Source organism: Streptomyces sp. JLBG701 (assembly GCF_058544905.1).
This window is the reverse complement of the sequence record NZ_CM178588.1, coordinates 881,961-893,966: the sequence shown is the minus strand read 5'-3', so window position 1 is coordinate 893,966 and position 12,006 is coordinate 881,961. Positions and strand designations below refer to the sequence as shown.

Below are 12,006 nucleotides of genomic sequence, written 5' to 3'. Positions count from 1 at the left end.
GGACACCGTGCGTCATACCTCGCATGTGATGCGTCGTCACATCCCTGGTGACGTGGTGAGACGACGACGCAGAGCCAGGGACGCGCACGTGATGAGCACCGTCGCGAAGACCGTGAGGACGACGAGGTCGCGCAGGATCGCGCTCAGGTCGCCGTCCCGGGACAGCAGGGTGGTCCAGGCGTCGACGGCCCAGGCGTGCGGGACCGCATGTCCTGCCTGGCGCAGCCAGTCGGGCACGAGGGCCAGGGGCCACATGCAGCCGCCGAGCATGCCGAGCGAGATGCCCAGCGTCGGGCCCACGGCGTGCACTTGTTCCGGCGTGCGGAACAACGCCCCGGCCAGGACCCCGGCGCCCGTGCCGACCAGCGCCCACACGGTCACGAGGACCCCGGCGGCGAGCGGATCACCCCAGGCGACGTCGAAGGCGAGCGCGCCGATGCCGACGATCAGCAGCGACTGCAACAGGGCCAGCACGAGATAGGCGACGGTCTCGCCCAGCACCAGGGTGCGGGCGGAGACGGGTGCCGCGAGCGCGCGGGCGTACACGCCCATCCTGCGGGTCTGCACGATGGCCGCGCCGCCGGCCAGGGCGTTGATGAACACGAACAGCACCAGCATGGTGGGGGTGCTGTAGCTGTAACCCAGCGGGAGATAGTCGCTCTCTCCATTCACCGTCTCCGCGCGTACGACGATGGGGGAGGTGGCTTGTTCGGCGCGGTGCGCCAAGGCGAGGCTCTCGTCGAAGTCCCCGCCGGTCTCGTCGGCCGAGAAGCGGGCGGCCTGCAGGCGTGCCGCATGCTCGGCGACGACGGCCGACACCGAGGACACGGCCGAGTGGCCGGCGCTGCCCGAGGGCTCAACCAGGACCCGCACCGTGACAGAGCGGCCGTCCCGCATCGCCTCGTCGAGCCCCGACGGCACCAGGACCACCGCGTCCAGTTCCGCCCGGCGCAGGGCGGTGCGGGCGTCCGCCACGGTGTCGTACGTACGGCTGCGCAGACCGGGCGCCTCCTCCAGATCCGCCGTCAACTCCTGCGCCACGGGGCCCGATTGCGCGGCCGGGACGAGACCGATCCGGAACTGGTCGAAGCCGCTGACCGTCACACCGATGACGACGATGATGGCGACCGGCAGCAGCACCATGAAGAACAGTGCCGTACGGTCGCGGAAGACCCGTGCGACGGTGGCCCGGGTCACGGCGAGCGCGGTCATGTCGTCCTCCTCAGCCGCAGAAGCAGAACCGTCACCGCCGCCACGGCCGCGGAGAAGGCGGCGATACCGAGCAGCGGCGCGCCGACCGCCTCCCAGCCGCGCATGCCGGTGGCCAGGTCGGTGAACCCGCGCAGCGCCCATCCGTTGGGCGTGAACAGGGTCAGACGGCGCATCAGATCGGTGCCGGACGCGAACACGAAGTTGCCGCCCAACAGGGCGAGCGCGAACACCACGATCGACGCGAGCCCCTCGGCCTGCCGCTCCGTCCGGGCGAGCGAGATGACCAGCGCGGTCAGGCACACCACCGCCACCGCCATGCCCACGCTGAGCACGGCGACGCCGACCGGGTCCGCCCAGCGGGCACCGAAGGCGAGCCAGGAAGTGACCGTGACCGTGGCGAGCCCGGCCAGGCTGTAGACGAACGTGGACAGCGACTTGCCGAGCAGCATCGCGCCCCGCCCGACCGGAGCCGCCGCGATCCGGTCGAGGGTGCCCTGTTGCTGCTCGATGAAGTAGCCGCGGGCCCCGAACCCGACGGTGAACAACACGAAGAACATGCCCATGCTCGGCCCGAAGTAGCTGATGGCCTTCAGCGGGTCGTCGGCGAGCCCCTGCGGCTGGACCTGTTCCGGCAGCCGCAACAGGGCTGCCTTGGCGGCGAGTTCGGGGATGTCCCGCTGCGGGGCGCCCGCGATCACGGCGGTGGCGACGGACAGACGGTCGGCGTTGACCTGGGCGACGTACGACTCGGTGACCGCGCGCGCCAGCTGCGCCGCCAGTCCGTAGTCGACGCTGTCCAGGACCGTCACCGGTGACGGGTCGCCGCCGCGCAGGGCCGCGGTGAACCCCTTCGGCACGACGATCGCGGCATGGGCGCTCCCGGCGTTCACCGCTTGCCGGGCCGCGGCCTCGTCGTCGTACGACCGCACATGAACCGTCTCTTCGAGCTGCGGGCTCTTCAGCACCTGGACGAGACCGGCGGCGGCCGTGCCCCGGTCCAGGTCCACGATCCCGATGTCGGCGCGCAGCTCGGTGTTGTCAGTGAACGCCAGCGCCATCAGGCCGGAGATCAGCACCGGCGCGAGGAACACGATCACCCAGGCCGACCGGTCGCGCAGGCGCTGCCGCAGGTCCTTGGCCGCGATGGCGAGTACGACACGCACGGCGCCTCACTCCCTCAGGGCGGTGCCGGTCAGATGGAGGAAGACCGCCTCCAGGTCGGGTTCGTGGATCTCGACGCTCCGGACGTCGACGTCCTGCTCGTGGGCCAGGTCGAGCAGGTCCGGCAGCAGACTGCGGGCGTCCTTGACCACCACCTCGACCACGTCGCCCCGTTCACCGGTGCGGGCCGCACCCTCGACGCGCGTGAGCCGGCGACAGGCGTCCGCGTACGCCGTCAGGTCGCCGCCGGCCGTCAGCAGCACCCGGTCCCGCTCGGCCACCAGCGCCACCAGCTCCCGGGGGCTGCCCTCGGCGACGAGTCGGCCCCGGTCGATGATGCCGACGCGGTCGCACAGCCGCTCGGCCTCCTCCATGTAGTGGGTGGTGTAGAGGACGGCCATGCCCTCCTCGCCGAACCGGGTGACGCTCTCCAGGATCGCGTGCCGGCTCTGCGGGTCGACGCCGACCGTCGGCTCGTCGAGCACCAGCAGGGTCGGCGCGTGCACCAGTCCCGCCCCGATGTTGAGGCGCCGGCGCATGCCGCCGGACAGCGAGTCGACGCGGTCGCCCGCCCTGCCGCGCAGGTCGATGAGGTCCAGTACCTCGTCCACCCGGCGCTCCAGACGACGGCGCGACAGCCGGTACAACCGTCCGAAGAAGCGGAGGTTCTCGCGAACGCTGAGGTCCGGGTAGAGCGCCACGTCCTGCGGCACGAAACCGATGAGTTGTTTGGCCGACCCGGCAGCCGTGGTCACCGGCAGTCCCGCCACGCGCACGGTCCCGGCGTCGGGTCGCAACAGGCCGCACGCCATCCTGATCGTGGTGGTCTTGCCCGCGCCGTTCGGCCCGAGCAGGCCGTACGTCTCGCCCGGCGCGATGCTCAGACTCACGTCGTCGACGGCGGTACGGTCGCCGAACCGGCGGACGAGATGTGCGCAGTCGAGCACGGCCCGCCCGGCGTCCGGGTGTCCCGCGGGGTCGTTCATGACATCACCTCGTCGGTCGTCGCGAGGGTCTCCGCTTCGAGGCTCGTACCGGCGCCCGGTCCGGCACAGGGACCGGACGGGCCGAGGAGAGGGCCACCCGGCCCGGTCCGCCTTCCGGCCTGACATGTACGACGGCTCGACGACGGTTCACGGTGCGAGGGAGAAGTAGTTCTCCTCCTCCTGCGTGAAGTGCAGACGCAGGACGGTGTGCAGCCCGTAGAGACAGGCACGCAGGTCGTCGAGCTGCTCCGGTGCCGGAACCCCGTCACTGTCGACGAGCGTGAGGTGGGTGGCGATGCGTCGGGAGAGCCGGTCGATCTCGGCATGGGCGCGGCTCATGGTGGCGGTCGCCTCGGGTCCGCCGAGGGTGGGCGCGAGCGCCGGGTAGAGCTGGTGCTCCTCGGCGTACTCGTGCGGCAGCAGCCGCTCGGTGAGCAGCCGATGTGCCTCGGCCACCGCCGCGAGGGCTTCCGGGCCGGGTTCCGAGAGGCGGTCGGCGGCACCACGGACGGCTTCGAGGACGTCCTGCAGGTCGTCGTGTTCGGCCGCGAAGCGATGGATGAGGGCTTCCGTGGCGGGCTGCAGCACCGGCTGCGCCGCCCGGTCGTCGCGCAGCGCGCGCAGGGCGTTGAGGATGACCGCCGCGTCGATTGCCTCCTGGAGCAGGGCGCCGGCGGCCGGCGGGAGCAGACCGAAGGCGGCCGCGGCCACCGCGGCGAGCGACATCAGCATGCCGCCGAGCGCGCTCTGTACGGCGATGCGCCGCGAGCGTACGGCGATACCGACGGCGTCGGCCAGGCGATCCACCCGGTCGGTGGTCAGGACGATGTCGGCGGCCTCGGAGGAGGCGGTGGAGCCGCGCGCACCCATCGCCACACCGACGTCCGCGGCGGCGAGCGCGGGGGCGTCGTTGACGCCGTCGCCCACCATCACGGTGACCGCCTGGGCGCGTTCGGCGCGTACAACCTCGACCTTGTCGGCCGGGGTGAGCTCGGCGCGCACGTCGTCCAGGCCCAGGACGGCGGCGATCTCGCGGGCGGGGGCGGGGCGGTCGCCGGTGAGCATGACGAGCCGGTCGATGCCCGCCGCGCGCAGGCGGCGCAGCGTCCGGGGTGCGTCGTGGCGCAGCGGGTCGCGCAGCAGGACGGCGTCGACGGGGCGGCCGTCGACGGTGAGCCAGGCGACGGCCGCCCCGTCCAGGAGCGCGCGTTGTCCACCGAGCGCACCCGGGCCGGCCTTCCGGCACGGGTGTCGAGGCGTCCGATGGTCATCCGGCGCCCTTCGACGGTGCCGGTCGCCCCCCTGCCGGACTCCTCGGACACCTCCTCGGGCACGGACAGGCCGAGCCCACGTCCGCGCGCCGCGTCGACGACAGACTGGGCCAGGACATGCGGCGAGAACTGGTCGAGCGAGGCGGCCAGCCGCAGGACGTCGGCCGGTGTCCAGCCGGGGGCTGCCGTCACGTCGAGGACACGTGGGCGGCCACGGGTGAGGGTGCCGGTCTTGTCGAGGAACAGGGTCCGGGCCCGGCCGAGGCTCTCCAGGGCACCGCCGTTGCGGATCACCACACCGAAGCGGGAGGCCGCGAGAGTCCGGAGACGATCGCCACGGGTGCCGCGAGCAGCAGCGGGCACGGCGTGGCGACCACCAGGACCGCCACCGCCCGCACGGCGGAGCCGCTGACCAGCCAGGCCAGCCCGGCCGCCGCCAGGGACAGCGGCAGGAACCAGGCCGCGTAGCGGTCGGCCAGGCGGACGACGGGGGCGGATTCCGCTCCGGCCTGCTGGGCCAGCCGGACGATCTCGGCGTAGCTGCTGTCCTGTTCGGTCGCCGAGGCGTGCAGTTCGAAGAAGCCACCCGCGTTGACCACTCCGCTGCGCACGGTCTGGCCCGGCGCGCGTTTCCACGGTCAGGGGCTCCCCGGTGAGCACCGATTCGTCGAGAACGGCCGTGGCACCGGCCACACGTCCGTCGACGGGGACGACCTCGCCGGAGCCCACGACGAGCAGATCGCCGACAGCGACCTCGGCGAGTGGCACCGTGCGCACCTCGGTGCCGGTGCGGCGTCGCGCCGAGCGGGGCGCGTGTTCCAGAAGTGCGCGAAGGTCACGGGAGGCACGCCGCTGAGCCGCGGCCTCCAGGGTGCGGCCGGTGGCGAGCATCAGCGCGATCAGGGCGCCGGCCAGGTATTCGCCTACGGCCAGGGTGCCGCCGAGTGCCAGAACGGCGATCAGGTCCACACCCGCGTGACCGCGCCGCAACGCCGCCAGCACCCAGCCCACGGCGGGTGCGACGGCCACGACGGTGCCCAGACCCCAGCACAGGTCGGCAAGGCCGGGAGCACCGACGAGCCTGAAGACGCCACCGGCCGTCAGGGCCGCGGCCGTGACGGCCAGGAGAGCAGGTTCGAGTCTGGGCGGCAGGAAGAGCGCCGCGAAGAGGCGGCGCCGTGGCTTTCGTGGAGTGGCGAGGTCTATGGCAGCCCTCGCTCGGATACCCTGCCGGGCCTCAGTCGTGCGGGACGACGGCGACGGGGCACGGCGCGTGGTGGAGTGCCGCGTGCGCGACGGGGCCGAGCTTCCAGGTGTGGCGGGACGGATGCCGCCGCCGTCCCACGACAACGAGTCGGCCGTGCGTGGCCGCAGCGGCCGGCACTATCTGCGCGGCCGAACCGGTCGTGACCTGTTCCACGACCGCGACTTCGGGGAACTTCTCACGCCACGGCGCGAGCGCGGCCGACAGTCGTATGCGTTCCTCCGCCTCGTAGCGGCTGTGGGCGTACCCGGCGATCGTGTGCGGCTGGGGCACCAGGGTGGAGACGGGGAGGGCCCGTACCGCGCGCACGCCGATGCCGCGCAGGTCGGCAGTGGTGAACGCGAACTCCAGCAGAGGATCGGTGGCCTCCCCCGGCGTCTTCACGCCGACCACGACCTTGTCGCGGTCCACCGCCGACGGGTGTCCCCAGCCCGCCCCGACGGTGGGGTCGCCGGCCCGGACGGTGACGGTCGGGCACTGGGCACGCCCCAGGACGTGCAGGCTGATGGAGCCGAGCAGGAAGCTCGCGACGGTGCCGTGTCCGCGGGAGCCGAGCACGAGCATGCTCGCGTTCTGGGCACGCTCCACGAGGGCCTGCGCCGCGGGGGCGGACACGAGTTCCGTGGTCAGGGCCAGATCGGGGTGACGGTGGAGAAGCTCGGCCTCGGCCCGCTGCAGCACCTCCCACCCGTACAGCCGCTTGCTGTGGGCTTCCTGGGCGATGGGCACGCTGAGCGGCTGGGCGGTCCAGGAGTGCAGCAGATGGAGGGGCAGCTGCCTGTCCACGGCTTCGCGGGCGGCCCACCACGCGGCCGTCATGCCTTCGGGGGAGCCGTCGAGACCGACGACCACAGGCCTGGCCATGGTGCACCTCCGATGCCGGAGCGACGGGCACGGGTCCCGGCGTCGCGCGGGGGTCCCAACTCCGTCACTTCCAGGGTCGTCGCCGGACGGCCGTCGGAGCGAGGGCCGGACGGTTCGCTCCTGGGGACCGTCCGGCCCTGTGTGATGTGCGGCCACCGGGAAGAGGCTGGGTCCCGAACAAGCGAGCCGAAGGCCGTCCGGCCGTTGCCGCCCGGCTAGAGTGCCCGGCCGCGCGAGGCTGCCGTCACTCCGTCCCGTGTGGAGTCCGGATCCCGGCCTCGGGACCGTAACGGGAGGGGAGAAGATCGATGAGCAGTCCGGTTGTCGTGGGTGTGGACGGCACGTCGTCGAGCCTGACCATTGTGGAGGTGGCGGCGCGGGAGGCGGAGCGGCGCGGGGCGGGACTGCTGCTGGCACACGCCATCGGCTGGTCGTCCGACCACGTGCCGCCATGGGACCCGGACGGTGCCGGGCTGGGCGCGTCCGTGAAGGGCGCGCTGGCCGAAGCCGAGCGCAGGGCTCATGGCGTCGCGCCGGGTGTGGAGGTCACGAGCGAGGTCCTCGTCGGTGAGCCGGAGACGGTGCTGGGGATCGAGTCGAGCACCGCGTCGCTCACCGTGGTCGGCAAGCGCGGACCGACGGGACTCGTCGGTCGGTTACGAGGTTCGGGCGCCGGGTGTCCGGTCGCCTCCTGCCCGGTCCTCGTGGTGCGGGGCAGGCCGGACCCGACAGGTTCGGTGGTGGTGGGGATCGACGGGTCGGCGACGGTCCGGGATTCCCTCGCGTTCGCCTTCCACGAGGCCTCGCTGCGCGGTGTGGACCTGGTGGTACTGCAGACGCGGAACGTTTGGACCCGGTGGCCCCACAAGGGATCCCACCATGCGTCCTACGACGGGAACCGGCCGCGTACTGACGGGCAGCGCGTACCCGCCGAGACGTTGGCCGTTCTGCAGAAGACGTATCCGGACGTCCGCGTACACCACCGGCCGGCCGGAAGCCGTATCGGCAGTGCCCTGGTCCATGCGAGCGCCGAGGCGCAGCTCGTCGTGGTCGGCGCGCGGAAACGGGGCCTCGCTCGGGCGGCCCGTACCGGATCGGCCGAAGCGGTCCTCCGTGAGGCGTACTGCCCCGTCGCCGTGATCGGCACGGGGAAGGAGTGACAAGGACGACCTCGTCGAGCAGGTCCAGGGCATCATCACCGTCGGCGAGTTCTACGAGCGCGCGGCGGGCGGCCAGATCATCTACACGTGACCGTCAGTAGGCCACGGGAGCCGGCATGGCCGTGGGGAGCGGCGCAGGGAGGGCCCGGCGTCAACTGTCGGCATCCAGCGGCACCGTCCATTCCAGGATGGTGCCGGTGTGCTGATGGGGGGTCAGGGCGAAGGTGCCGCCGAGTTCCTCGGCGCGGGTGCGGATGTTGGCCAGGCCGCTGCGGCGGGTGGCGGAGGGGTCGACACCGCGGCCGTTGTCGGCCACGCGCAGCCGAAGGGCGCCGTCGGCGGCCTCGGCCGTGACCTCCACGGCGGTGGCGTGGGCGTGCCGGGCGGCGTTGGACAGGGCCTCGCGGAGCACCGCGAGGAGATGGTCGGCGTGGTCGTCCGATACGTCGGTGTCCAGCAGACCACTCATCCGCAGGGAGGGAGTGAAGCCGAGAGTCTGTGCCGCCTGGCTCACCTCGGCCACGAGCCGGGCGCGCAGGCCGGCGGTGTCGAAGCGGTCGTGCTCACGCAGGGCGTAGATGGTCGACCGTACGACCTTGATCGTGTCGTCGAGGTCGTCCACCACCCGCTGGACGCGCTCGGCGACGTCGGGGCGGTCGGTCAGGCGGTTGAGGACGGACTGCAGGCTGAGTCCGCTGGCGAACAGGCGCTGGATGGCGAGGTCGTGCAGGTCGCGGGCGATGCGGTCGCGGTCGTTGAGGACGAGCAGCTGTTCGGCGTCGCGGCGGTGCTCGGCGATCTCCAGGGCGAGCGCGGCATGGTCGGCGAACCCGACGATCATGCCGACGGTGGCGTCGGGGAAGGCCGGGCCGCCCTGCCGGTTCGCGACCTGGAGGACACCATGAACATGCTCGTGGGTGCCCAGGGGGATCAGGAACGCCGGGCCGAGGTCCAGCACGGCGGCGCTCCCGGATTCCGCGCGTGGGTCCTGGCTGAGGGAGTCGCTGACGATCGTCTCGCCGGAGCCGAACACCTTGACGGCCAGGCTGGTGCTGTCCTGCAGGGCCAGACCCCGTACCCGGTCGGCGCCGTCCCCGTCAGCGACCTCGATCACCAGATTCCCGGTGCCGGCCACCGGAACGGCCAGTGTGACCAGGTCGGCGTCGGCCAACGCACGGACCGTGGCCGTGAAGGACTTGAGTGCCTCGGCGGGGTCGGCGCCCGACAGCAGGGTGCGGGTCAGCTCGCTGCTCGCCGTCAGCCAGCGCTCGCGGCGGCGGGCGTCGTCGTAGAGCCGGGCATTGTCGATCGCCACGCCGGCCGCCGCACCGAGGGTGCGCAGCACCGCCTCGTCCTCGGCGTCGAACTGCTTCCCGCCGGCTTTCTCCGTCAGGTACAGGTTGCCGAAGACGCGGTCGCGGACCTGGACCGGGGTACCGAGGAACGTGGTCATCGGGGGATGCCCGGGCGGGAAGCCGACGGAGGCTTGGTGCTCGCCCAGATCCGCGAGCCGCAGCGCGCGGGGCTCGCGGATGAGCAGGCCGAGAATGCCCTCGCCGCGCGGGTAGTGACCGATGCGCGCGATGATCTCGTCGTCCACCCCGACCGTGACGAACTGCTTGATGCCGCCCTCTTCGCCGAGGACCCCCAGGGCGCCGTAGCGGCAGTCGACGAGCTGGACCGCGGACTCGACGATCCGCTGCAGCACCACGTTGAGGTCAAGGTCGCTGCCGATCGTCAGCACCGCGTCCAGGAGTGTGTGCACCCGGTTCTGCGTGCCGTGCACGCGCTGCACCTGCACCTGCAACTCCTCCAGCAGCACGTCCAGCCGCAACGGAGGCGCCGAGGAAGCGGAGGCCGACTGATCCTGCGGATCGTGGCTGCCGCGGTCCATCCCTGTCGCCCTCCCTCGCTGCCCTGTGCTTCTCCATGATGCCCGAACGATCTCGGGCCCAGCCGTCCGGCCCGGCCCGGCCCGGGTGCGGATGTCGTCTCAGGTCGTTGAGGTCGCCTCGGGGCGGGCAGCATGGTCAGCGGCATCACGGTCGGCCCGGTGGCGTGCGGACTGTCGGGCAGCCTCGCGGGCAGGTGGATCCGGCAGTCGGGGAGCGCAGTGGCCGGGCATTCGGGCGGGGTCCAGGCCGCCTGTCCGTCGCCGGTCCTGCGTCAGTTGCTGCCGCGGGGTCCCCCGAGCTCGCGCCCGGTGACCATCTCCGACTCGATCCGCACGAACACGCCGTCCCGCATGGGCATCCAGGAACGCGGGCCGGTGCGCGACAGCCGCTCGTGCTCGGCGGGATCGGTCACCACCGTGGCCCGGCCGGTGACCACCACGCTCCAACCTGGCGGTCGAGTACGCGAAAGCCGTCGTCGGGGAACATCAGTCCATCCTCCGCTTCACCGACACGCCGTGTTAGGGCCGGTCGGCCCTGTTGCGCGGTACGCGACACGGTCCGGAACCGGGGACCGTCGGACCAGTCGGTGAGGACTGATCGACTCACATCGGCAGAGTCCTCGCATGCGGAGAGTGGCCGGGGACCCCGGCGCGCGGTGCGCGTACGGAGGCTGCGGGCGGCCTCGGCGGGTTCGTGCCGCCGCTGGTGAGGGGATCGCTGGAGGCGCTTTCCCGGTTGCGCTGGCGACGCTGTCGCCCGGAGAAGGGGAAGCCGTCGAGGCCGTACGGGCCGAACGGACCCGGATACGGGACAATAGGGACCTTGCATGTCAGGTGCCGTCATGTTGGGCTCTGACATGTGTCCGGGGTTTACGGGACATAGGGCCCGGGCGGGTGGCCCACCCGGCCATCGACTCGTCGGCTGTGGGCCGACCGGGAGCCGGCCGAAGCGACCACCACTCAGCCGTCCTGGAACGTGCATCCGTTCCGTCGTCCGGGTACCCGGGTGATTGCACACCGCGGTGGGCTCGGGGCGTGAGGAGAATGCGATGGCGCTGCGAAAGCTCGACGAGAGTACGGTGATCGCGCTGGTCGCCGAGGCCACTGCGGCCCCGTCCATGCACAACGCGCAGCCGTGGCGTTTCCGCTTCGTCGCCGACGAGCGTCTGATCATGCTGCGTGGCGATCCCGAGCGGGCCATGCCCCGGTCCGACCCCGACAACCGTGCGCTGCACATCGGATGCGGGGCGGCGTTGTTCAACCTGCGTGTCGCTGCCGCACACACGGGCCTGGCCCCGCAGATCCGGCTGTTGCCCGAGCCGGGGGACCCGCTGCTGCTGGCTGCCGTCCGTCTGGCCGACCCCGCCGGGTCGGCGGAGGGCGATGACCCGGCGCGGTTGCACCCCGCGATCCGGCAGCGGCACACCAGCCGCCACCCCTTCGCGGAGAAGGACATCCCCGCGGACGTACAGGCCACCCTTCGGGAGGCCGCGGCCCGAGAGGGCGCCGTGCTGCTCTTCCCCGGCTCCTGGCATGCCGAGACCGTGCTCGACCTGGCCCATGACGCGGAGAGCCGTGATGCCCAGGACCCCGAAGCCAGGGCGGACCTGGAACGATGGACCCGGCTCGGGCCAGAGGCGGACATCGCAGTCGACGGCGTTCCCGAGTACGCGTTCGGGCCGCGCAAACGGGACGGCAAAGCCCCCTTGCGGGACTTCGCGGGACGTCGGCCGGTGGCCGACCGCGGTACGACCGGCTTCGAGCACACACCCCACCTTGCCCTGTTGAGCACCCCCGGCGACGGACCCGCCGACTGGCTGCGCGCGGGCCAGGCGCTGGAACGCGTGCTGCTTGAGGCCACCCTGGCCGACCTGGCCACCTCCCTGACCTCCCACCCGCTGGAAAGCGCCGACCTGCGCCGACTGGCCCGCGACCCGGTGGCCGGCACTGGCCAGGTGCAGATGGTGCTGCGCCTCGGCTACGGCCCCCGCGGCCCGGCCACGCCCCGCCGCTCTGTCGCCGACGTACTCGACATCGTGTGACGGGAGACCCGGCGGGGACGGGGGTGTCGCCGAGCGTGGAACTGCGCGGTGGTGCCGAGGATTGCGCCGACCGCGATGCACACCCGTGACGGCGTCTCGGCCAAGACCTCGCGTCCGTATGACCACGATCCCCGACGGTGCTCCCGCTGCGC

General features: G+C 72.4%; 7 protein-coding genes and 2 pseudogenes. 2 read left to right on the top strand and 7 right to left on the bottom strand.

Going from position 1 to position 12,006, the window contains the following annotated elements:
* Window positions 1-36: 36 nt before the first annotated feature.
* The 5 genes and pseudogenes from AC5DRG_RS04045 to AC5DRG_RS04025 all read right to left on the bottom strand — a co-directional run bounded on the left by AC5DRG_RS04045 (window position 37) and on the right by AC5DRG_RS04025 (window position 6,758).
* A complete protein-coding gene (locus tag AC5DRG_RS04045) occupies window positions 37-1,212 on the bottom strand; it encodes an ABC transporter permease (protein ID WP_491808098.1) in 1,176 nt (391 codons plus the stop codon).
* Window positions 1,209-2,375, bottom strand: a complete 1,167-nt coding sequence (locus tag AC5DRG_RS04040; RefSeq protein ID WP_491808097.1) for an ABC transporter permease — start codon at window positions 2,373-2,375, stop codon at window positions 1,209-1,211. The genes AC5DRG_RS04045 and AC5DRG_RS04040 overlap by 4 nt, the downstream gene beginning before the upstream one ends.
* A gap of 6 nt (window positions 2,376-2,381) precedes the next feature.
* Window positions 2,382-3,359, bottom strand: coding sequence for an ABC transporter ATP-binding protein (locus tag AC5DRG_RS04035; RefSeq protein ID WP_491808096.1), 978 nt, complete (start codon window positions 3,357-3,359; stop codon window positions 2,382-2,384).
* Window positions 3,360-3,506: 147 nt separating this feature from the next.
* Window positions 3,507-5,782: pseudogene (locus AC5DRG_RS04030) on the bottom strand (heavy metal translocating P-type ATPase).
* An 85-nt stretch (window positions 5,783-5,867) separates the two neighbouring features.
* Entirely contained in the window at window positions 5,868-6,758 is an 891-nt protein-coding gene (locus AC5DRG_RS04025; protein WP_491808095.1) for a universal stress protein, read from the bottom strand.
* A 308-nt stretch (window positions 6,759-7,066) separates the two neighbouring features.
* Here AC5DRG_RS04025 and AC5DRG_RS04020 point away from each other — a divergent pair, with 308 nt between their 5' ends.
* Window positions 7,067-7,918 carry a universal stress protein gene (locus AC5DRG_RS04020; RefSeq protein WP_491808094.1) on the top strand — a complete coding sequence of 284 codons (852 nt, stop codon included), beginning with the start codon at window positions 7,067-7,069 and terminating at the stop codon, window positions 7,916-7,918.
* A gap of 151 nt (window positions 7,919-8,069) precedes the next feature.
* Here the strand turns inward: AC5DRG_RS04020 and AC5DRG_RS04015 are convergent, their stop codons facing one another.
* Together AC5DRG_RS04015 and AC5DRG_RS04010 are read right to left on the bottom strand one after the other, a co-directional pair.
* Window positions 8,070-9,812: a GAF domain-containing sensor histidine kinase gene (locus AC5DRG_RS04015; RefSeq protein ID WP_491808092.1), complete on the bottom strand. Its 1,743-nt coding sequence runs from the start codon at window positions 9,810-9,812 to the stop codon at window positions 8,070-8,072.
* Window positions 9,813-10,084: 272 nt separating this feature from the next.
* Window positions 10,085-10,261: pseudogene (locus AC5DRG_RS04010) on the bottom strand (pyridoxamine 5'-phosphate oxidase family protein); the annotation flags it as partial.
* Window positions 10,262-10,861: 600 nt separating this feature from the next.
* On the opposite strand from AC5DRG_RS04010, the gene AC5DRG_RS04005 reads away from it, so the two are divergent.
* On the top strand, window positions 10,862-11,854 hold the full coding sequence (locus AC5DRG_RS04005; RefSeq protein WP_491808091.1) for an Acg family FMN-binding oxidoreductase: 993 nt from the start codon (window positions 10,862-10,864) through the stop codon (window positions 11,852-11,854).
* The last annotated feature ends 152 nt before the right edge of the window (window positions 11,855-12,006 follow it).

Bases quoted from the DNA above. Each gene is read 5' to 3' on its own strand.
- AC5DRG_RS04045 (WP_491808098.1), bottom strand. From the start codon at position 1,212: ATGACCGCGCTCGCCGTGACCCGGGCCACCGTCGCACGGGTCTTCCGC.
- AC5DRG_RS04035 (WP_491808096.1), bottom strand. From the start codon at position 3,359: ATGAACGACCCCGCGGGACACCCGGACGCCGGGCGGGCCGTGCTCGAC.
- AC5DRG_RS04025 (WP_491808095.1), bottom strand. From the start codon at position 6,758: ATGGCCAGGCCTGTGGTCGTCGGTCTCGACGGCTCCCCCGAAGGCATG.
- AC5DRG_RS04020 (WP_491808094.1), top strand. From the start codon at position 7,067: ATGAGCAGTCCGGTTGTCGTGGGTGTGGACGGCACGTCGTCGAGCCTG.
- AC5DRG_RS04015 (WP_491808092.1), bottom strand. From the start codon at position 9,812: ATGGACCGCGGCAGCCACGATCCGCAGGATCAGTCGGCCTCCGCTTCC.
- AC5DRG_RS04005 (WP_491808091.1), top strand. From the start codon at position 10,862: ATGGCGCTGCGAAAGCTCGACGAGAGTACGGTGATCGCGCTGGTCGCC.